At 67.2% G+C, this 20,627-nt stretch carries 21 protein-coding genes and 2 tRNA genes; 19 read left to right on the top strand and 4 right to left on the bottom strand.

Annotated elements, in window-relative coordinates:
- The 3 genes from ACIBMZ_RS28500 to ACIBMZ_RS28510 all read left to right on the top strand — a co-directional run.
- Positions 1 to 623, top strand: a 623-nt coding sequence (locus tag ACIBMZ_RS28500) for a tetratricopeptide repeat protein (protein ID WP_396699040.1), incomplete at its 5' end; no start/stop codon positions are given.
- A 192-nt stretch (positions 624 to 815) separates the two neighbouring features.
- Positions 816 to 2,495: a hypothetical protein gene (locus ACIBMZ_RS28505; RefSeq protein WP_396699042.1), complete on the top strand. Its 1,680-nt coding sequence runs from the start codon at positions 816 to 818 to the stop codon at positions 2,493 to 2,495.
- Between the two features lie 331 nt (positions 2,496 to 2,826).
- Positions 2,827 to 3,300, top strand: a complete 474-nt coding sequence (locus ACIBMZ_RS28510) for a hypothetical protein (protein WP_396699044.1) — start codon at positions 2,827 to 2,829, stop codon at positions 3,298 to 3,300.
- A gap of 434 nt (positions 3,301 to 3,734) precedes the next feature.
- Here the strand turns inward: ACIBMZ_RS28510 and ACIBMZ_RS28515 are convergent, their stop codons facing one another.
- Both ACIBMZ_RS28515 and ACIBMZ_RS28520 read right to left on the bottom strand, forming a co-directional pair.
- Positions 3,735 to 4,280, bottom strand: coding sequence for a GNAT family N-acetyltransferase (locus ACIBMZ_RS28515; RefSeq protein ID WP_396699046.1), 546 nt, complete (start codon positions 4,278 to 4,280; stop codon positions 3,735 to 3,737).
- A gap of 14 nt (positions 4,281 to 4,294) precedes the next feature.
- Positions 4,295 to 5,575 (bottom strand): hypothetical protein, encoded by a 1,281-nt coding sequence (locus ACIBMZ_RS28520; protein WP_396699048.1) that lies wholly within the window; start codon positions 5,573 to 5,575, stop codon positions 4,295 to 4,297.
- A 633-nt stretch (positions 5,576 to 6,208) separates the two neighbouring features.
- On the opposite strand from ACIBMZ_RS28520, the gene ACIBMZ_RS28525 reads away from it, so the two are divergent.
- From ACIBMZ_RS28525 to ACIBMZ_RS28570, 10 genes are all read left to right on the top strand, one after another.
- On the top strand, positions 6,209 to 6,541 hold the full coding sequence (locus ACIBMZ_RS28525) for a hypothetical protein (RefSeq protein WP_396699050.1): 333 nt from the start codon (positions 6,209 to 6,211) through the stop codon (positions 6,539 to 6,541).
- A 2-nt stretch (positions 6,542 to 6,543) separates the two neighbouring features.
- Complete coding sequence (locus ACIBMZ_RS28530) at positions 6,544 to 6,846, top strand: DivIVA domain-containing protein (RefSeq protein WP_396699088.1); 303 nt, start codon at positions 6,544 to 6,546, stop codon at positions 6,844 to 6,846.
- Between the two features lie 37 nt (positions 6,847 to 6,883).
- On the top strand, positions 6,884 to 7,615 hold the full coding sequence (locus ACIBMZ_RS28535; protein ID WP_396699052.1) for a GntR family transcriptional regulator: 732 nt from the start codon (positions 6,884 to 6,886) through the stop codon (positions 7,613 to 7,615).
- Between the two features lie 115 nt (positions 7,616 to 7,730).
- Positions 7,731 to 8,159 (top strand): hypothetical protein, encoded by a 429-nt coding sequence (locus ACIBMZ_RS28540; protein ID WP_396699054.1) that lies wholly within the window; start codon positions 7,731 to 7,733, stop codon positions 8,157 to 8,159.
- 96 nt (positions 8,160 to 8,255) lie between these two features.
- Positions 8,256 to 8,555: a hypothetical protein gene (locus tag ACIBMZ_RS28545; RefSeq protein WP_396699056.1), complete on the top strand. Its 300-nt coding sequence runs from the start codon at positions 8,256 to 8,258 to the stop codon at positions 8,553 to 8,555.
- On the top strand, positions 8,546 to 9,985 hold the full coding sequence (locus ACIBMZ_RS28550; RefSeq protein ID WP_396699058.1) for an FtsK/SpoIIIE domain-containing protein: 1,440 nt from the start codon (positions 8,546 to 8,548) through the stop codon (positions 9,983 to 9,985). The genes ACIBMZ_RS28545 and ACIBMZ_RS28550 overlap by 10 nt, the downstream gene beginning before the upstream one ends.
- Positions 9,982 to 10,662 carry a DUF2637 domain-containing protein gene (locus ACIBMZ_RS28555; RefSeq protein WP_396699060.1) on the top strand — a complete coding sequence of 227 codons (681 nt, stop codon included), beginning with the start codon at positions 9,982 to 9,984 and terminating at the stop codon, positions 10,660 to 10,662. Before ACIBMZ_RS28550 ends, ACIBMZ_RS28555 begins: the two co-directional genes overlap by 4 nt.
- Positions 10,659 to 12,461, top strand: coding sequence for a replication initiator (locus ACIBMZ_RS28560; RefSeq protein ID WP_396699062.1), 1,803 nt, complete (start codon positions 10,659 to 10,661; stop codon positions 12,459 to 12,461). Before ACIBMZ_RS28555 ends, ACIBMZ_RS28560 begins: the two co-directional genes overlap by 4 nt.
- A gap of 20 nt (positions 12,462 to 12,481) precedes the next feature.
- Complete coding sequence (locus ACIBMZ_RS28565; protein ID WP_350700492.1) at positions 12,482 to 12,700, top strand: helix-turn-helix domain-containing protein; 219 nt, start codon at positions 12,482 to 12,484, stop codon at positions 12,698 to 12,700.
- Entirely contained in the window at positions 12,700 to 13,893 is a 1,194-nt protein-coding gene (locus tag ACIBMZ_RS28570) for a tyrosine-type recombinase/integrase (RefSeq protein ID WP_396699064.1), read from the top strand. The genes ACIBMZ_RS28565 and ACIBMZ_RS28570 overlap by 1 nt, the downstream gene beginning before the upstream one ends.
- Before the next feature lie 119 nt (positions 13,894 to 14,012).
- Here the strand turns inward: ACIBMZ_RS28570 and ACIBMZ_RS28575 are convergent.
- Positions 14,013 to 14,086: transfer RNA gene (locus tag ACIBMZ_RS28575), tRNA-Gly, on the bottom strand.
- 219 nt (positions 14,087 to 14,305) lie between these two features.
- Here ACIBMZ_RS28575 and ACIBMZ_RS28580 point away from each other — a divergent pair.
- The 6 genes from ACIBMZ_RS28580 to ACIBMZ_RS28605 all read left to right on the top strand — a co-directional run bounded on the left by ACIBMZ_RS28580 (position 14,306) and on the right by ACIBMZ_RS28605 (position 19,738).
- Positions 14,306 to 14,379 (top strand) — tRNA-Pro (locus ACIBMZ_RS28580).
- Between the two features lie 161 nt (positions 14,380 to 14,540).
- A complete protein-coding gene (gene tig, locus ACIBMZ_RS28585; RefSeq protein ID WP_396699066.1) occupies positions 14,541 to 15,887 on the top strand; it encodes a trigger factor in 1,347 nt (448 codons plus the stop codon).
- A 172-nt stretch (positions 15,888 to 16,059) separates the two neighbouring features.
- Positions 16,060 to 16,701: a ClpP family protease gene (locus ACIBMZ_RS28590; RefSeq protein ID WP_131052514.1), complete on the top strand. Its 642-nt coding sequence runs from the start codon at positions 16,060 to 16,062 to the stop codon at positions 16,699 to 16,701.
- Between the two features lie 14 nt (positions 16,702 to 16,715).
- Positions 16,716 to 17,378: an ATP-dependent Clp protease proteolytic subunit gene (locus ACIBMZ_RS28595; RefSeq protein WP_396699069.1), complete on the top strand. Its 663-nt coding sequence runs from the start codon at positions 16,716 to 16,718 to the stop codon at positions 17,376 to 17,378.
- A gap of 205 nt (positions 17,379 to 17,583) precedes the next feature.
- Positions 17,584 to 18,879, top strand: a complete 1,296-nt coding sequence (clpX, locus tag ACIBMZ_RS28600) for an ATP-dependent Clp protease ATP-binding subunit ClpX (protein WP_396699071.1) — start codon at positions 17,584 to 17,586, stop codon at positions 18,877 to 18,879.
- A 61-nt stretch (positions 18,880 to 18,940) separates the two neighbouring features.
- Entirely contained in the window at positions 18,941 to 19,738 is a 798-nt protein-coding gene (locus tag ACIBMZ_RS28605; RefSeq protein WP_396699072.1) for a carbon-nitrogen hydrolase family protein, read from the top strand.
- 6 nt (positions 19,739 to 19,744) lie between these two features.
- On the opposite strand, the gene ACIBMZ_RS28610 is transcribed toward ACIBMZ_RS28605, so the two are convergent.
- The gene (locus ACIBMZ_RS28610) at positions 19,745 to 19,972 is read right to left on the bottom strand and encodes a hypothetical protein (protein WP_350700503.1); all 228 of its coding nucleotides are present in this window, start codon (positions 19,970 to 19,972) and stop codon (positions 19,745 to 19,747) included.
- Positions 19,973 to 20,627 lie beyond the last annotated feature (655 nt).

Consider the following 20,627-nt stretch of genomic DNA (forward strand, 5'->3'; position numbering starts at 1 on the left):
CGTTGTTCGAGGCGACGCTGGCCGCACGTGAGCGGGTGCTGGGTGCGGAACATCCGGCCACGCTGATGTCGCGGAACAACCTGGCCGCCGTCTACCAGGCGGCGGGGCGGTTGGGTGAGGCGATTCCGTTGTACGAGGCGACGCTGGCCGCGTATGAGCGGGTGCTGGGTGCGGAACATCCGGCCACGCTGACGTCGCGGAACAACCTGGCCTACGCCTACCAGGCGGCGGGGCGGTTGAGCGAGGCAATCTCGCTGTTCGAGGCGACGCTGGCCGCACGTGAGCGGGTGCTGGGTGCGGAACATCCGGCCACGCTGATGTCGCGGAACAACCTGGCCGCCGTCTACCAGGCGGCGGGGCGGTTGGGTGAGGCGATTCCGTTGTACGAGGCGACGCTGGCCGCGTATGAGCGGGTGCTGGGTGCGGAACATCCGGACACGCTGAACTCTCGGAACAACCTGGCCGCCGTCTACCAGGCGGCGGGGCGGTTGAGCGAGGCGATCCCGTTGTTCGAGGCGACGCTGGCCGCGTATGAGCGGGTGCTGGGTGCGGAACATCCGGCCACGCTGACGTCGCGGAACAACCTGGCCTACGCCTACCGCCTTCAGAACGACAGCGTGTAGCGCTGCGGACGTCCGAGGACGGCCGAAGGCCGCCCGCAGGGCGAGCCGCGAGCAACGCCGCGCCTGCGCGGCTCCTTGATCCTTAAGAGAGTGTTTCGGCAGTGGTGCGGCTAAATCCATGATCCTCTAGGTTCAAGATCGACTTGCCGATGCAGTACTATGCCACGACCAGTGTAGAAGGTGGATGTAACGATGACTCAGGACGATTTTCCGAATATCTTCGAGGAGAAGGCCGAGTACATCTCCGACGACGATCTTCGTTCCTGGACCCATAGAACACCTCGAGACGAGGTCATACTCGGGAAGCTTGTAGGTCCTGGACCCAAGTTGCTCTTAGGGCCTCGCGGGTCTGGTAAGTCAACCTATCTCCGCCTTGCCTACCTCAAGTGCCTGCGGGGCGGACAAGTTCTTCCTATCTACGTCAACTATGCCCGGTCGTTCGCTCTCGAACCACTGTTTCTTGAGCAAGCAAACGCTCGTGCGATATTTCGCCAATGGGTTCTGGCGAAGATTGTCCTTGGGGTTCCCGAGCAGGTTCGTAGCACTCTAAAGGGCACCTCGTTTGATTCGTACTACGCGAACGCCAAACGGCTTGTTAGAGACCTTGAGCGCGGACGGCCTCCCAAGTCGATGGAGGAGGCTGTTGCGCCATCTGAACTCATTGACCGACTTGAAGGCTGGGCGGAAGCCGCCAACAAGCGCAGGATTGTCTTGTTGCTAGACGATGCGGCGCATGAGTTTTCATCGGAACAGCAGCGAGAGTTCTTTGGCATCTTTAGAGAATTGCGCAGTCGGATAGTTGCTCCTAAGGCGGCGGTCTATCCAGGGGTTACGACGTACGCTCCAACATTCCATGTGGGCCATGACGCTGAAGTAGTTGAAGCCTGGATGCGACCAGACGACGAATCGTACTTGGATGTAATGCGGGGGATTGCTGAGCGAAGACTCCCAACCGCCATGCTGGATCGCTTTAATGGTCGGATGGAACTCTTGCATCTCCTGGCGCTTGCCAGTTTTGGCATCCCACGTGGATTTATTGTGATGTTGTCGAGGGTTCTTGGGGTAGAGGAGGAGGATAGGGCGCCGGCTCTAACAAAGCACAGGGTGGACATGGCGATTTCTGAGTGGGCGGAGAACACGCGAGATGCGTTTAAGCTGCTTGCCGCCAAGTTGCCGCGTTACAAGAATTTTGTTGAACTTGGGGTGCAGCTTCAGGCGTCTATGGTTGGAGCTGTGCAGGGCTTCAACAAGCTAAAGGCGGAAGGCGCCCCGAGAGCTACCGTAATCGCGATATCGGAACCGATTGAGGAAGAGTTAAAGCGGATTCTCGCGCTACTTGAATATATGGGGCTGATTAGGAGGATCGGCACTGTTAGCCGAGGGGTTAAGGGATCTTTCGAACGATATTGGATCCACCATTCTCTTCTTCTGTCCGAGAATGCCCTTGCGCTTGGTCGGAGCCCCTCCACAGTGGCCGCCGTCGAGGCGCTAAAGAGCCGGAATGCACACGCGTTCGTGCGTCGGCGTAGTGCCGAGCTTCTTGGGTCGGACTTCCGCGAGAAATGCACGCTGGAGCTTCCTCCGTGCACGAACTGCGGGCACCCACGACTGTCCGCCGAAGCTCGATATTGCGTCAACTGCGGCCTCCGCCTCACGGAGGCGAGCGTTTATAAAGAGCTGCTGCAGACGCCGATTGACAAGCTTCCTTTAACAAGTAACAAGATTCAGGCGATCCTGGATAAGACCAACCTGCGAACGGTCCAAGATATCCTGTTGGATCACGAGATGGGCCAGCTACGGGCGGTGCCCTACATTGGTCCCACATGGGGTGCTCGGATTCTTCGGACCGCAGAGGAATTCGTCGGTGTTTGACCTTTCATCGGTAACACCGTCTAGTGCGGCTAGTAGCATCACGCTGCATCCTGATAACTTGATTGAGCCCATACAGAGTATCGGCCTTTCTCCTATTGACTACTTCCTCGGTGAGCTCAGGTCTGTGATCACGGCGGCCCAGCCGGAGTCCGTCGAGCTTGACGGGCACGGTAGTTCCTTCCTCATGGTCCGTATCGTTGGGGCCGTTGAAACTTATATAAGGTCGGTTCTCTCAAGGGCAAGTTGCCTTTGTCCTCGCGCAAATTCCACTAGTGACGCAAATCAGGTCACGCTCTTTGCTGCGAGACGGTACTCTGACGACTTCTTAGCCATGGGAGTACTCGAAGGTACGAGCCTGGCGGACCCTTCGGAGATCAAGAAAAAGACGAAGGGCATGCTTGGCTTTGAGATCAAAAACAACTCTCCACTCGATGCCGCTCTCGGCGAATACGCTAAGGCGTGCCATGTGCGCCATGCCATTGCCCACGCTGGTGGAATCATTAGCGCGCGAAACATTATCGCTCTCGGAGTGGTTGCCCCTCCCAAGTCGCCGCAAAGAGTCCAGGTCACGGTGACCGCCATCCAAGATGTGGCTGCCATTTGCGAGACTGTTGTTCGGTCCTACAACCAATATGCGTTCGAGAGCATCTTAGGTAACTGGCTCGGCAAGAGTTTGCTCGTTGGCGACTGGAGGTTCGATCAAGAATTGGTTAAGCCTCTATTCCGACTTTTCTACAGTAGCCAAGACGGATTGACGCCTAAGACTGCGTATGGGCTCTGGAGGCGGTTGCCGCGCATCCACTAACCGGCGACGGCGGGATCTTTCTATATCGCACACTTCCTTAGCCGCTCGACCGCAACAAAGATTTGCTGTTCGGGGCCGGGTCGGCTTGGTCGCCACTCAAGTAGTAGGGGGCGGACGGTATCGAGGAGTGCTGCCAGTTCATCCGCTGTCGCCGGCTCGGGCAGCGCATCAAGTGTCGCGATTACGCTCACGGTGACCCGATGTCGATGAGTGTTGATGGGAGTGTCCTGCCAGCCGGGCGCGTTCCGCCAATCCTGCACGCGTTTATACACCTCGGCTGCGGCGGCTCGAATTCGGGCGGCTTGCTCGCGAGGTGTGCGTCGTGGGGCGCGGGGGTGGTCGGTAGGTTCGTGCGGCGGCGTGTCGGCGTCGCGCATGGCGGCGATAGTACCGGCGGTTTGGTTCGCGCGTAGTGGAGCGGTGTTGCCGGGCTCTCACGCTGGGTCGGTGATCCACTCGGAAGCAAGGATCGAGTAGAGCAGGGAGTCGCGCCAGGCACCGTTGGTAAATACGTGGTCGCGGAGTCGGCCTTCGTACTGCATGCCGAGTCGTTTGACGACGGCGATCGAGGCGGCGTTGTCGGGGCCGATGGCGGCGGTAACGCGGTGGAGCCGCAACTCCTGGAAGCCGTAGCCGATGATCGTGCGTGCCGCGTCGGTGGCGTAGCCGTGGCCCCAGTGGTCGGCGTTGATGGCGTAGCCGAGCTTCGCGGCCTGATGGCCGGAGAGTCCGAGGCGGGCGAACCCGATCATGCGGTCTTCCGTATCGGCCACGGCTAGGTAGTACTCGGTGCGGGGGGTTTGCTGTGCCCGGATGACCGCGCCTTCGATCATGGCGACGGCGGCGGCGTGGTCGCGGCTGTCGAAGGAGAGCCAGTGGGTGACTCGGTCGTCGCCGATGATCGCCAAGGCGTCGGCCGCGTCATCGGGTCGCAGTTCGCGAAGGGTGATGACGCGGCCGGGGATGGTGATCGGGTACATGCGCTGATGGTGCCTTATCGGGGCAGGACGTTGGCGGGGGTGTGGGTGAAGTGCTCGATGCCGTCGATGAGGTCACGGGCGTCGGTGGCGTGGCCGGCGCGGGTGATGGCCTGGTGGACGCGTCGGACGGAGTGAACGATGCCGTTGATGCGCTGGTCGGCGGGGAGGTCGAGCACGGGGGTGAGGGCGTCTTCGGCGGCGTCGAGTTCGCCGTTGGCGACGCGGGCGATGGCGAGGTTGGTGTGTGAGCCGGCCTGGTCGCCGAAGGCCCATGCGGGGTCGTAGCGGTCGGAGTACGCCTGGACGGCCTGTAGGGCGTAGCGCTCGGTGGCGGCGGCTTCGTCGGGGAGCCAGGCGAGGGCGTCGCTGGCGTAGTAGAGGGTGCGGGGCTGGTTGAAGGTGCAGATGCCGCCCATTTCGTCCATTTCGTCGGGGTGTACCCGGGACCAGGCGTCTTCGGCCTCGTGGATGGCGGCCTTGGCGTGTTCGGCGTTGCCGAGTGCGGCGTAGGCGCGGGCGGCGCTGACGGGCAGCCACACGGCGGAGGTGCCGCCGGCTTGGGCGGCGTACTCGCGTCCGGCCTCGGCGTAGCGGACGGCTTCGGCGTACCGGCCGGCCCAGTAGGCGACCAGTGATTGGAGGCCGCGGAGCCAGGCTTGCAGGCCGGGGTGTGCGGCCTGGTCGGCGCAGAGGACGGCGGTACGGGCTTGCAGCATCGCGGAGTGCGGGTCGGCCATGTCGTGGGAGACCTTGGCGAGTAGACCGCTGGTGATGCCGGCGAGGAAGTGCAGGTCCCGCGACTGGGCCGGCTGTTGGCGGCGTTCGAGCAGGGTGAACAGGGTGTCCTGGGTCTCGACCAGGTCCGGCAGGATCTGGCTGACCGGGCGTTGCGGGTAGGCCAGGGCGAGGCGCTGCACGTCTTCGGTGAGCTGGGTAATGGCGGCCGGTGACGTGGATTCGGCGGCGAGCATGGCGTACTGGCGTGCGCGTTGTGCGGCCATGGTGAGGAGGTTCCTTTCCGGGCCGGCGCCGAAGGGCTCGACAATGAGCTGTCGGCCCGACGCAGGGGTCAACTGGTGAGGTGCCCAGGGACGCTGCAACTCATCGACGGTCTTGCCGAACATGGCCTGCAACGCGCGCCGGGTGGCGGGGGTCGATGAGGCCAGGTCCCGTTCACCGCGTGCAAGACGCCCAAGGTGCCGGGCGCTGATCGCCGCGCGAGGGTCCATGCGGCTGAACTCGTCGGCCAGTTCCTCATACGTGCGGTCACTCTGCTGGATCAGATGCTCCAGCACGGTGCGAGGTTCGCGGCGGTCTCGGGCCATCGTCGATGCCTTCCTGATGGGCTATCTCCACGCTCGCCTGTCGGAGGTCCTGAACTCAACGCAGGTCCTCATGGTGTCCGCTCGATGTCCACCAGAGGTGCTGATTCGGTCCTCGATCGGTCTCCGTCACCGGGTGTTCTATCTCCACCATGGACGTCTCACCCACCGCAATTGTGCATGTACAGGCCGCGCAGGTGCACGGGCCGACAGGGCACCGGGTCGCTCGTGCCGGTACCGAGTCCGCTGCGGTCGCGGCGGGAAGTGGCGTTCGGGTCCTTCGGTGCGTGGACGGGGGCCGCTCGCGCCGGGGACCGTGCCATGCCTCGTCGTTGCTCGTGGCCTGTTCGGGCTGTGAGGGGCGGGGCTGGAAGATGGCCAGTCCTCGGCGTTCTCTTCGTGCGCCGAGTGATCCGAGCCGGCTGCAACGACGGGGCTGCCCGGACTGCGCCGGCACCGGTAGGCAGACGCGATCGGCGGCGGTTGTCGTAGCGGCTGCGTCCTGAGCAGGGCACCGGAGCAGGTGCAGGCAGGCGGCGGTGTCGGTCGTGGCCAGAGCCCGCCTGCTTCGGTGCCCATCCACAGTGTGCGTGAGGGCGGGCGGTGATGGACCCAAAGCCGGGCGACGTGCTGCACGTCGGTGTTGAGGCGTCGGTGCAGTTCGGCGGCAGCCGGTCGCTGATCTTCCGGGTCATCAAGGTCCATGACTGGACGACGTACGACGGCTGGGTGTGGCTACTCGGTTACGCGCTCGACCGGGCAGGCAACGCCGTGGACCGGCGAGAGATCTTCGTGCAGCGCGCCGGTCTGAAGCTGATCGCCCCGGATGCCGCTCCCGTCAACCGACGCACACCACCCGCCCCGCCAGGCCGTGCCAGCCGAAGCGGGGCGAATCGAAAGGCACCTACGGCGGTCTCAACTCCAAGGAGGTTGCGGTGACCATGCATTCGGTTGGCGTCTTCCGGGCTGCGTCGCGCTTGGCCCGGCTCTGTCCGGAACAGGTGAAGCAGATTCGGTTCCGTCGTACCAGGGTCGGGCGGCGGGGCCTGGCGGAGGAGCAGGTGTACGGCTTCCTGCGCGCGGTCGTCGACGAGCTGACCGCCCGCGATGGCGCGGAGGCGGGGCTGCGTGCGGAGAACGCTCGCTTGAAGAGTGCGCTGCGGGACTGGCAGAGCGGCTTCGCGCCGAAGCCGGGTCCGATGACCAACGCCGGACGTTGGACAGAATCTGAGCAGCGCAGATAGCCTGTTGACAAGCTGAGTTGTCGTCTGGGGTGAGCCGGTGCCGATCGAAGTTGCGCCGCCGAAGTACGTCGTGATCGTCAACGCGATGCAGCAACGCATCGAAGATGGCACGTACCCACCCGGCTCGATGCTGCCCAGTGAGACCGATCTGGTGCGGGAGTTCCGCGCGTCGAGGCCGGTCGTCGTCAGGGCGCTGGACCTGCTGCGTCAGGACGGCTGGATCGAAAGTCGACAAGGCAAGGGGCGCTTCTCCCTCGGCCGGCCCGGTGGGGCCGACCAGCGACAGCGGGAACGCCGCTTCGCAGTCCTCGAGGACGACGAACGAGCCGGCTCCACCCTGCTGGCTGCCGGTGAGGTGCCTGCCCCCTCCAGGGCGGCGGTAGCGCTCGGGGTCGAGCCCGGAACGCCAGTCGTCGCGCGACGCCGAGTGATCACCGTTGACGGGCTCGGGCCGGTGGAACTCGGTACCGCCTTCCTTCCTGCCGACCTGGCCGACGGCACGGGCGTCGGCGGTAGCGACGTGCTTCCGGAGGGGCTGCTCCGGCATGTCGCGTCGCGTAAACGGGTGCGCTTCGACCACGTCAGCGAACGGATCTCGGCGCGCCTCCCTGACGCCGATGAGGCCAAGCTCTTGCAGGTCAGCGAAAGCGATCCGGTCCTGACGGTGTTGCTGTCCGTCTGCGACCGCTTCGGCAAGCCGCTGTTGGCTGTGGATCTGGTGCTGCCGGCCCGTCGACACGATCTCGAAGACGTCTACCCGCTCGACTGACACTGCTCGATACATCACTTGACAAGTCGAGTTGACCGCACCTACTTTTGACGCAACTTAACAAGTCAACTGGTTGAGTTGACTTCATGGCTCTGGAGGTCGTGCGTTGGTTCCGATGACGTTGAAGGTGCCGGTCCCGTCCGAGTACGTCTTCCCCGCCGGGGCGCTGTGCCTGGGTGTGTCGCCGCAGATCGATTTCGAGCGTCGTGGTGAGGCGGATAACCAGGCGCGGGATAAGGAGTCCGGGGAGCGGGTGTGGGTGGTGCGGGTGATGGACCTGGACCCGGAGGCCGGGAAGTTCGGCCGCTCCACTGAGGTCAAGGTGAAGGTGGTCGCGGCGCAGCAGCCGGTGCCGCCACCGTCCACCGTGCCGGGTTACCCGCCGGCTGTGGAGTTCGAGGGCTTGACCCTGACGCCGTATGTGGATTCGCAGCGGTGCAAGCCGGGCCGTTCGTCGGGTGATTGCCGGTCGCGGATGGCGTATTCGCTGCGGGCGTCGGCGTTGCGGCCGGCGTCGTCGGCGCCGGGTTCGGTGGCTGCCTGATCGTTCCGTTTTGGCGCGCGGGGCGGGTCGTTTCCCCGCCAAGAGTCCCGGCCCGTCCCGCGCTCTCCCATCCCTCGTCAGATGAAGGAGGGCGTGATGCCCACCGTAGTTCACCCTGCCCTGATCGCGGCCGTGCCGCTGCTGGTCGGGGCCTTACTCGTCGTGGTCCGTACTCGCGTGGCCGACTTGCGGCACGCGCTGCGGGAGGTGGAGGCGGCGGTCCGGTCGGTGCTGCGGCTGCCGCCGGCTTTCGGCGTGGTCTACGCGATCCGTTGCCCGCGCTGTTCGCGGTGGGTGAAGCCGCGCCGGTTCGACCTGCGGCGCATGTCCTGCCGCCCCTGCATCACCACCCTCGGCCGTGGCCGGGGCCGTCATGGGGGTGGCGTGTGCCTCTGATCAACATCATCCCGGGGGACAAGATCCCGGTAGCGCCGATGAACGTGCGTCTTCCCGCGTGGCGGGTGCCGGGCTGGCTGCTGGTGTTCTGGTGGCTGGCCCGGGGCCTGTTCCGCCTCACTGTCCTGGCCGTCCTTTACTGGTGGATCAGCCTGCCTGCGGGGCTCGCGCTCTGGGTGCGGGCGGAGTTCGGTGGCCTGGTCCTGGCGGGCGTCGTCACCACGATGGCGGCCGGGTGTGTCGGGTGGTGGCGGTGGCATCCCACCTCGTGGCTGCGATTCGGCTGGTATCCGCTGGTTGCCCGGGTGCGGGCGTTGGTGGTGTATCGGCCTCGGTGGGCGTCGGTGATGGCCACCTGCGGCCTGGCGACGGTGTTCGGCGGTGACCGCTACGTGCCCCGGCTGCTGCGGGTGCGCTGTGACCGGTGGGGCGACGAACTGACCGTCCGCATGCTGCCGGGCCAGATCCCCGATGACTGGGGCCAGGCGGCGGAGCGTCTCGCGTATGCGTTCCGGCAGCACACCGGGCAAGCTCGCTCCACCGGCCGTCCCGACCGGGTGGTGGTCCGCTTCATGCGCCGCGACCCCCTCTCCGACATGGTCGCGCCGCTGCCGGTGTCGGACACGCCCGACTTCGGCGGGCTACCGCTCGGTGTGCGGGAAGACGGTGAGCCGTATCGGCTGCGGTTGGCGGGCTCGCATGTGTTGATCGCGGGGGCGACCGGGGCGGGCAAGGGGTCGGTGTTGTGGTCGCTCATCCGGTCCCTGGCTGGTGGTGTGCGGTCGGGGTTGGTGGAGGTGTGGACGTTCGACCCGAAGGGCGGCATGGAACTGGCGGCCGGGGTGCCGCTGTTCACGCGGTTCGCCTACGACGACGCCGACGGCATGGCCGGCGTCCTCGACGAAGCGGTCAAGCGCATGCGGCTTCGCGCGTCCCGGCTGCGGGGTGTGACGCGTCAGCATGTGCCGACGGTGGAGGAGCCGTTGCTGGTCCTGGTCATCGATGAGCTGGCGGCGTTGACCGCGTACATCACGGATCGGAAGGTCCGGGACCGGATCAAAGAGTCCCTCGGTCTCCTGCTCTCCCAGGGCCGCGCGGTGGGCGTGCACGTCGTTGCCGCGTTGCAGGACCCGCGTAAGGACGTGCTGCCGTTCCGGGACCTGTTTCCCACCCGCATCGGGCTGCGGTTGACCGAGCCGGAGCAGGTGGACATGGTCCTCGGCGACGCCGCCCGCGACCGAGGCGCCCTCTGCGACCGCATCCCCGAAGCACAGCCGGGCGTGGGGTTCGTCGTCCTCGACGGCGTCCGGGAACCCGTCCGGGTCCGGTTCGCCTACCTCACCGACGACGACATCCGCTCCCTCGGCCGCACCTACCGCCACCTCGACCACACCCCCGACAGCACCGACGAGCGAAAGGCGGCGGCGTGAAGACCACCGCGCAACGGATAGAGGGCGTGGTCCTGGTGCTCATCGTCCTTGTCGTCGGCGGGCTAGCCGGGGCGGCGTCGTTCACGCATGTGCATGACTGGACGATGGCGAACTCTCCGGCCGGCACGGGGGACTGGTTCGGCTGGGCCAACGCCGCCATCTCCGAACTCCTGCCCCTGGCCGCGCTGCTGACCATCCGGCAACGCCGCCGCACCGGCGGCCCCATCGGCTACCCGATGTTTCTGCTCGTCTGCGCCGTCTCGCTGTCGCTGGCCGCGCAACTCGCGGTGGCCAAGCCGGGCCTGTCCGGCTGGCTCCTGTCCGCCGTGCCCGCGTTGGCGTTCCTCGGCCTGTCGAAGCTCGTCTTCTCCACCGCACCCGTCCCGGCGCCTGTCGCCAAGCCGAGCGACGAACGCCGCGCTGACGTGCCGACTGGACCCGACGACGTGCCGGTGCCCTTCAACGACGACCAGCCAGCCGGAGGCGATGCCCTGTCCACGCGGATCAACGGCGACCAGGCGGCGACCGTCGTCCGGGATGTCGATGGCGAGCATCCTCGTCCGGCGGTTCTGCGGCCGGTGCCGTCGATCGAGCGGCGTCCCGGGCTGGTGCCCGTCCCTGCGGCGGCGTTCACCCCGCGCAACGGCACCCCCTCCGGGTCGGAGGGTGACCGGTGAGCCAACTCGAACTCATCCCCAACGCGACCCCGGCCACCGACGCTGCAAGCGTGGAGCGGCCTCGGCCGGGGTCGCGGGCCGACCGACTGCGCAAGCCTCTCGCGAAGGAGGCGCTCAAGCAGCTCGCCGAACAGAACGGCGTCTGCGTCCGCCCCCTCGCCCTACGGCGTACCGACATCGCCACCGGTGTGACCGAGGTGGTGGAGGTGCCCTGCGGCGCGACCCTCGCCGTCAAGTGCGGGCCGTGCGCGGAGCGGGGCCGTCGGTTGCGGATCCAGCAGATCCGGGAAGGCTGGCACCTCGCCGAAGAACCCGCCGTGCGCCCCGACGAGCCGGGGGAAGACGTGCTCGCGCTGGTGCGGGTACGGGCGCATCTGGAGTTCGAACGGGAAGCGGTGCAGTACCAGCCGATGACCCCAGACGAACGCGTCGCACACCTGGCCGAGATAGACGCCGCCATCGCCGAAATGGACGAAGCGCTCGCAGAAACGAGCCTGCGCGGGCACCTCACCCCCAAAGACCGCGGCGACCGACCACGCCGCAAACGGTCGACCAGGCGGCGTCAGGACTCACCCGACCTACCCCGGATGCCCGTCGACCCCCGCACCGTCGGCCGGGCCTACTCCGGCAAGACCGGCAAGACCCACCGGCCCTCGATGCTCGTGACCCTCACTTTGGGCTCCCATGGGCCGGTGCATTCCCACCTGCGGCGCGGCCCCTACACCGCCCCCTGCGAGTGCGGCCAACGACACGGACCGTATGACGACGTGCTCGGCACGCCCGTCGACCCGACCACGTATGACTACCGGCGGGCCGCGCTGGATGCGATCCACTTCGCCCGGGTCCTCGATCGGTGGTGGCAGAACGTCCGCCGGGCCGCCGGCTGGAACGTCCAATACGCCGGAGCCGTCGAGCTGCAACGCCGGCTCGCCCCACACGCGCACTTCGCTATCCGAGGCACCCTCCCGCGTCGGCTGCTCAAGCAGATCGCCGCCGCCACCTACCACCAGGTCTGGTGGCCGGCATTCAACGAACCCGTCTACCGGGTCGACAAGCCGCCGGTATGGGACGTCGGCCAACAGGCATACGTCGACCCGAAGACCCGCGAGCCGCTGCCCACGTGGGGTGAAGCGCTCGACGCCCTGGAGCAGCCCGACGCTCGGCCCGCCTACGTCGCCAGGCTCGGCCGCATCGACGCACGCGGCATCGAGCAGGGCACTAAGGACGCGGAGCGGTCCATCCGGTACGTGACCAAGTACGTCACGAAGGATCTGACCGATCAGGCCAAGCCTCGGTCCGACGCGCAGAAGGCGCACTTCGACCGGCTGCACGCGGAACTGTCCGTGCTGCCGTGCTCGCCGACGTGTGCCAACTGGCTGCTGTATGGAGTCCAGCCCGACGGCGTCAAGGCGGGCTTGACCCCCGGGCGGTGCACCGGGAAGGTCCACCAACGCTCCACCCTCGGCTTCACCGGCCGCCGCGTCCTCGTCTCTCGTCAGTGGTCCGGGAAGACCCTGGCTGACCACCGCGCAGACAACCGCTCATGGGTGCGGGCGATCCTCGCGGGCGGCATGGCCGACACCGAGGAACACGACCAGGCGGCCGACGAGGCAGACGGGCCGAACCGGTACCGGTTCGAACTCGCCCGACCCGAAGACCCGGACGTGCCGCCCCTGGAGCACCGCCTCCTGCGCGCCATATCGGCCCGCATCCGATGGCGGGCGGACCTCGACATCGCCCGGCAGCGAACAGCCGTCGCTGTTTCGGCAACCGATCGACCTGCCGCGCTCGCGGCCTGAACCAGGGGAGGGACAACCGCATGGATGACGAGCTGTTGACCGCCGATGAGGTCGCCGCTCGCTTGAAGGCAACGCCGCGATTCGTGCGCCGGCTGGTGGCTGAGCGGCGGATCGCGTTCGTGAAGGTCGGGCGGCTGGTGCGTTTCGAGGCGTCCGCCGTGGCCGCGTACATCGAGACACACCGGGTGGTGCCGATCTCCCGGGCGCAGTTGCGTGACTACCTGGGGGAGGTGGCCTGATGGCGGGGAGCAAGGGCCGGCGGCGTTTCGGCAACGTGCGGCGGTTGCCGTCCGGGCGGTTCCAGGCGCGGTACGTCGGGCCGGACGGGTTGGAGCGGAAGGCGCCACACACCTTCGAGACGGAGCGGCAGGCGGGCAAGTGGTTGACCGTCGTGGAGTCGGAGATCATCAAGGGGGAGTGGTCGGCGCCGGAGGCGGGTGAGATCAAGCTTGAGCCGTACGGCCGGAAGTGGATCGCCGAACGGAAGCTCCAGCCGCGCAGCCGTGAGAGCTATGAAGACCTGTTCCGGCTGCACATCCGTCCGCACCTCGGCGGGCTCGCCCTGGGCGCGATCAAGCCGCAGACCATCCGCACCTGGCGGCGCACGCTGCTCGGCGGCGGCACGAGCGAACCGCAGGCGGTCAAGGCGTACTCGCTGCTGCGAGCGATCCTCAACACCGCCGTCAAAGAGGACGAGCTGATCCGGCAGAACCCGTGCCGCATCCCGGGCTATGACCGCTATCACACGCCGGAACGGCCGGTGGCGACCGTGGTCCAGGTGCTCGCGCTCGCCGAACGGATGCCGGCCCGGTTCTCCGCGTTGGTGATCGTCGCCGCGTACTCCGGGCTGCGTTGGGGTGAGCTGGCGGCGCTGCGGCGCGGGGACGTGGACCTGACGGCGGGCACGGTGCGGGTGCCGCGCAAGCTGGCGGCGTTGCGTAACCGGATGGAGTTCGGGCCGCCCAAGTCGGAGGCGGGCAATCGGGTGGTGACGCTGCCGGCGGCGGCACGGCTCGTGTTGGCCGATCACCTGGATGAGTTCGTGGGGGAGGGGCCGGAAGCGCTGGTCTTCACCGGGGACAAGGGGGCGGTGCTGCGTTCCGGCAACTTCCGGCGGGCAGTCGGATGGTCGGCGGCGCTGCGGGCGGCTGGCATGCCAGAGGGGTTCCACTTCCACGACCTGCGGCACACCGGAAACAACCTGGCGGCGGCGACCGGGGCCAGCACGCGGGACCTGATGCATCGGATGGGTCACGCCAGCATGCGCGCGGCGCTGATCTACCAGCACGCCACCAGCGAGCGGGACCGGGAGATCGCCGACGCCATGGACCGCCGCATCACCAAGCAGACCAAGCGCGCGGCGGGCAAGCCCAAGGCCAAGGAGAAGCAGAAGCTGACCAAGGGCAAGAAGGCCACGCGGAAGGCACGCTAAGCGACCTCGGGCGGCACGGACGGTGCTACTGGCACGCCAATGGCACGCAAGATCAAAGAGGGCTAGAACGACAGCGGCCCAGGCTGGGCGAGAACGCCGCTGACCTGGGCCGGTGGTGCTGGAGCGGGCGACGAGAATCGAACTCGCACCGTCAGTTTGGAAGACTGAAGCTCTGCCATTGAGCTACGCCCGCGTACGCCCCGACGGATCAGGGCGCGCCGACAGCGTACCCAATGCGCGTCTGCCCCGCGCGGCCGTATCCGGTGCGGCGTCCGTGCCGTCGTCCCGGACGGCGTGCGGATCGCCCACGATGGGGGATGCCAGCCTTGATGTCCTGTTCATCCCGTTCGGCGCGTTGGGTGACGCCCCGGCATCCCTTTGTCGGACCGACGGCATAGACTGCACGTCGCCACGGGGTGTGGCGCAGCTTGGTAGCGCACTCGCTTTGGGAGCGAGGGGCCGTGGGTTCAAATCCCGCCACCCCGACTGCCGCTCGCGGCCGGGCCGTCCCGGGCGCCGGTCGCCGTTCCGGGCGCTGCCGTTCGTGCGGTTCCCGGGCGCTGCCGGCCCGCCGTGCTGGCTCGCCTACACTCTATGGGCTGTAAGAGCGCCCGAGACTCAACCGAGATCCGTCAAGGAGTACGCCTGTGAAGAGCACCGTCGAGACTCTGAGCCCGACGCGCGTGCGGCTCGCCATCGAGGTGCCGTTCGTCGAGCTCGAGCCGAGCCTCAAGAAGGCGTACCGGGAGATCGGTCAGCAGATCCAGATTCCCGGCTTCCGCCGGGGCAAGGTACCGGCCGCGATCATCGACCAGCGGGTCGGTCGGGGCACCGTGCTCAACGAGGCGGTGCAGGAGGCGATCCCGCAGAACATCCTCACCGCGGTCCGTGAGCACGACCTGAAGACGCTGGGTCGTCCCGAGGTGGAGATCACCGAGTTCAACGACGGTGACTCGCTCAACTTCACCGCCGAGGTCGACGTCCGGCCGGAGATCACCCTGCCCGACCTCGCCAGCATCGAGGTCACCGTCGACGAGCTCAAGATCGACGACAGCGAGATCGACGAGCAGGTGAAGAGCCTGCGCGAGCGCTTCGCCACCCTCAAGACCGTGGAGCGGCCGGCCGCCGAGGGCGACTACGTGCAGATCGACCTGCGGGCGACCGTCGACGGCGAGGAGGTGCCGGGCGGTTCGGCCAGCAACATCTCCCACGAGGTGGGCAGCAAGCAGCTCCTGCCGGGCCTGGACGAGGCCGTGGTCGGCCTCTCCGCCGGCGAGGACACCACCTTCACCACGCAGCTCGTCGGCGGGGACTTCGCCGGTCGGGACGCTGACGTGGCGGTGACCGTGCGGACGGTCAAGGAGAAGGAGCTGCCCGAGCTGGACGACGACTTCGCCCAACTGGCCAGCGAGTTCGACACCATCGCTGAGTTGCGCGACGACCTGCGCGAGCGGGTCAGCCGGGGCAAGCGGGTCGAGCAGATCTACGCCGCCCGGGACAAGGCCCTGGAGCAGCTCGTCGAGGTCGCCGACGTGCCGGCGCCGGAGGGTGTCATCCGCGACGAGGTGGAGAGCCGTAAGCAGGCCATGGTCGACCAGTTGGAGCGCATCGGCGCGTCGATGGAGGACTACCTCTCCGCCGAGGAGAAGACCGAGGAGCAGATCGACACCGAGCTGACCGAGGCCGCCACCCAGGGCGTCAAGGTCCAGCTACTGCTCGACACCCTGGCTGACGCCGAGGACACCCAGGTCTCCGACGACGAGTTCGGTCACGAGATCGTGCACCGCGCCCAGCGCGCCGGCATGGCCCCCCAGCAGTACTACGACCAGTTGGTCCGCTCCGGCACCGCCGGTGCGGTCTACGGCGACGTGCGGCGGGGCAAGGCGCTCGCCTCGGTCATGGAGCGCATCAAGATCAAGGACTCGGCCGGCAACGAGGTGAGCCTCGACGCTCTCCGTGAGGCGAGCGAGCAGGAGCACGCGCACGAGCACTGATCGCGGGGGTGGGCCACCGTCCGCCGGTAGCGGTGGGTGGTGGCCCGATTCCTTTACCGGGTACGCCTCTCAGGGGTCCTGCGCTGAGAGCGAACAGTGCCCGGACCGGGGCTCTGCCGCCCGGCGCAGCGGTTAGTGTCGGACACGACGGTACGGAGAGCGAAGGGCTGCCATGACCGACATGCACATCCCAGCGAAGCCGCTCCGGGCGATCGACGCCCGTGGCGGTGACACCATTGGCAACCTCGACGACTCGGTCTACAACCGGTTGCTCAAGGAGCGGATCGTCTTCCTGGGCAGCGAGGTGACCGACCAGGTCGCCAACCGCATCTGCGCGCAGCTTCTGCTGCTCGCCGCGGAGGACCCGGACCGCGACATCAACCTCTGGATCAACTCGCCCGGTGGCTCCGTCTACTCGGGTATGGCCATCTACGACACGATGCAGTTCATCGACAACGACGTGTCGACCGTGGCGATGGGCATGGCGGCGTCCATGGGCCAGCTGCTGCTCTGCGCGGGCACCAAGGGCAAGCGCTACGCCCTCCCGCACGCCCGGATCATGATGCACCAGCCCTCCGGCGGCATGGGCGGCACCGCGGCCGACATCGCGATCCAGGCCGAGCAGATGCTCTACACCAAGCGGATGTTCCAGGAGCGGGTCGCCTCCCACACCGGCCAGTCCCCGGCGCAGATCGAGGCGGACTCGGACCGCGACCGTTGGTTCACCGCCCAGGAGGCCGTGGACTACGGCTTCATCGACAAGGTGATCACCGGGGCCGCCCAGGTTCCCGAGGGCGCCGGGACCCTGAGCTGATCGAGGAGCAGACGATGACCGACCTGAGCCTGCCGCCACAGTTCGCGGCCGTGCACAACCGCTACGTCCTGCCGTCGTTCGTGGAGCGCACGTCGTACGGGGTCAAGGAGTCCAACCCGTACAACAAGCTCTTCGAGGACCGGATCATCTTCCTCGGCGTTCAGGTGGACGACGCGTCGGCCAACGACGTGATGGCCCAGCTGCTCACCCTGGAGGGGACCGACCCCGACCGGGACATCATCATGTACATCAACTCGCCCGGTGGTTCGTTCACCGCGATGACGGCGATCTACGACACCATGCAGTACGTCCGGCCGGACATCCAGACCGTGTGCCTGGGTCAGGCCGCGTCGGCCGCCGCCGTGCTGCTGGCCGCGGGCACCCCGGGCAAGCGGATGGCGCTGCCGAACTCGCGGATCATCATCCACCAGCCGGCCACCGAGGGCGGCTACGGGCAGGGCTCGGACATCGAGATCCAGGCCCGGGAGATCCTGCGGATGCGGACCCAGCTGGAGGACATGCTCTCCCGGCACTGCAACCGCGCGGTCGACCTGGTCCGCAAGGACATCGACCGCGACAAGATCATGACGGCCGAGGAGTCCCGCGAGTACGGGCTGGTCGACACGATCCTCACCAGCCGTAAGAAGGGCCTGCTGGCCGCCAACTCGGCTGGCTGACCGGTACCACGTCAGAGGTCGGCGGGGTCTGTCGCCCGCCGGCCTCTGACACACCCGTTTTGGGGGTCGGAGAAAGCTCCGACAGCGGGTAACGTCGGGTCCGTACGACTTGGCCGGGTGACCGGCGGGGTAAGAAGACGGGCGGAGCGGAAGCGTCCGCAGGTCGTGGCCGGGGCTCCGGCCGATGAGTGCAGGGAGAACGTAGGTGGCACGGATCGGTGACGGTGGCGACCTACTCAAGTGCTCCTTCTGCGGTAAATCGCAGAAGCAGGTCAAGAAGCTCATCGCGGGCCCTGGGGTCTACATCTGCGACGAGTGCATCGATCTCTGTAACGAGATCATCGAAGAGGAGCTGGCCGAGTCCGGCGAGGTGAAGTGGGAAGAGCTTCCCAAGCCGATGGAGATCTGCCAGTTCCTCGACAACTACGTCGTGGGGCAGGAGCAGGCCAAGAAGGCGCTCGCGGTGGCGGTCTACAACCACTACAAGCGCATCCAGGCCGAGGCGGCCGGCGCACCGGGCGCCGGTAACGACGGCGTCGAGCTGGCCAAGTCGAACATCCTGCTGCTCGGTCCGACCGGGTGCGGCAAGACCCACCTGGCCCAGACGCTGGCGCGGATGCTCAACGTCCCGTTCGCCATCGCCGACGCCACCGCCCTCACCGAGGCCGGCTACGTCGGCGAGGACGTGGAGAACATCCTCCTCAAGCTGATCCAGGCCGCCGACTACGACATCAAGCGTGCCGAGACCGGGATCATCTACATCGACGAGGTCGACAAGATCGCCCGGAAGTCGGAGAACCCGTCGATCACCCGGGACGTCTCCGGCGAGGGCGTGCAGCAGGCGCTGCTCAAGATGCTCGAAGGCACGGTCGCCAACGTCCCCCCGCAGGGCGGCCGGAAGCACCCGCACCAGGAGTTCATCCAGATCGACACCACGAACGTGCTGTTCATCTGCGGTGGCGCCTTCGCCGGGCTGGACCAGATCATCGAGGCACGCACCGGCCACGGCGGCACCGGCTTCGGTGCCCGTCTCCGGGCTGTCTCCGAGCGGTCCACCGACGACATCTTCAGCCAGGTCATGCCCGAGGACATGCTCAAGTTCGGGCTGATCCCCGAGTTCATCGGCCGGCTTCCGGTGATCACCAGCGTGCGCAGCCTGGATCGCAGCGCGCTGGTCCGCATCCTCACCGAGCCACGCAACGCGCTGGTCCGGCAATACCAGCGTCTCTTCGAGCTGGACGGCGTCGAGCTGGAGTTCGAGCACCCGGCGTTGGAGGCGATCGCCGACCAGGCGATGTTGCGTGGCACCGGCGCCCGTGGCCTGCGGGCGATCATGGAGGAGGTGCTGCTCTCCGTGATGTACGAGGTGCCCAGCAACCCCGACGCCGCCCGGGTGCTCATCAGCCGCGAGGCGGTGCTGGAGAACGTGAACCCGACCATCGTCCCGCGTGAGTTCACCGGCCGTCGGGCGCGGCGCGAGCGCGAGGAGAAGTCGGCCTGATCAGGCCGGTGCCGGGGCCACACGCTGCCGTCGACGGCAGTTCGGTCGTACGCTGGCAGACATGCGCGTCGCTGTCTGCCAGCTCAACTCCCGAGACGACCGTAAGGCGAACCTGGTCGCCGCGGAGGCCCTGATCGACCGTGCGGCCGATGCCGGCGCCGACCTGGTGCTCATCCCGGAGTACGTCGACTACCTCGGGCCATCGGCGGGGATGCCCGCAGCGGAGCCGGTCGACGGTGAGGTCGGCCGCTTCTTCGCCGACGTCGCCCGCCGACGTGGCGTCTGGCTGATCGCCGGCTCCTTCCACGAGTCGGGCCCGGACCCCGAGCACACCTGGAACACCACCCTGGTCTTCGACCGCTCGGGCACGCTCGCCGCCAGCTATCGCAAGATCCACCTGTACGACGTGGAGATCCCCGGTCGGGTCTCGTACCGGGAGTCGGCCAGCGTGGCCCCCGGCGACCGCCCTGTGGTGGTGGACGTCGAAGGCGTCCGCGTCGGCCTGTCGATCTGCTACGACCTGAGGTTCCCGGAGCTGTACCGCCAACTCGCCTCCGAGGGCGGCGCGCATCTGCTGGTGGTGCCGGCGGCGTTCATGATGCACACCGGCCGGGACCACTGGGAGGTGTTGTTGCGCGCTCGCGCGATCGAGAACCAGTGCTTCGTCGCGGCGGCCGGCCAGACCGGCGACCACGAGCCCGCCCGCACCTGCTACGGCCGGAGCATGGTGGTCGACCCCTGGGGTTCGGTGCTGTCCCAGGTGCCCGACGGCCCCGGGTTCGCGGTGGCTGATCTCGACCTGGCCCGGTTGGAGCGCATCCGTGCCGAGCTGCCGAGTCTGGCCAACCGGCGGATGTGACCGGAGCTACCCCTGGAGCAGCACGCCCACCAGGGCGAAGCCGGCGATGGCGGCGGCGGTCACCAGCAGCGCCGTGCTCATCCGCGACGGGCCGCGCCGGACCAACCGCCCGATCGAGGCGACCACCGCGAACAGCACGAACGCACCAATGATCAGCTGCCAGAACGGCAGGAGGAGCCCGAGCAGCGCGTCCTCGGCGAGGACCGGACTGGCGGGCCGGGACACGTCATCCATGCCAGACACTCTGGCACGTCGGGACCGGTCACGGTCGTCGCCGACAGGACAGGTTCCACCGCAGGTGGTCGAGGCGCCGACGGGGGAGACCCGGGGAGGCTGGCACGCGCCTTCGCCGCCTCCGCCCCACGCGGCTGGGCCATGAGGACGACCATCGACGAACCCTGATTTGCCTTCTCCGGGACGTCCGCGTAACTTTCTCTCTGCACGAGGGAGGCCGGGGCAAACCGGCCGAGAACGGGCGCCAGGACCAGATCGACACTCTCGATCTGAGACTGAGCCCGGGTGGTGCGACAGGCTCCATGAGATGGAGTTGCGATCGCGAAGCCGACCGGGTAGAGTTTCGAAGCCGGCAGGGAGCCGGGTGAGTCGCCAGAAATGGTGATCGCCGGTCTGCCGCTTCCCGCGACAGAAACGACCGCCCGATGGGCGTGCGTTAGCGCGGGTCCCGAGCAAGCTACGAAGTAAAAGCCTGAATCTTCAGGTTGCACTACGAGAGCGGCTCAGATAGTTTGGAGCGGTTGCCCCAGACGCGGTCAGGCAAGAGCAGGATCGCGGTTTGGTGTGTGGTTGTTCTTTGAGAACTCAACAGGGTGCTTGATAAGCCAGTGCCAAATTGTTTTATGATGCCCCGTGCCAACTTTTGGGTTGGTGG

This window comes from Micromonospora sp. NPDC049900, assembly GCF_044461025.1.
GTDB lineage: Bacteria > Actinomycetota > Actinomycetes > Mycobacteriales > Micromonosporaceae > Micromonospora.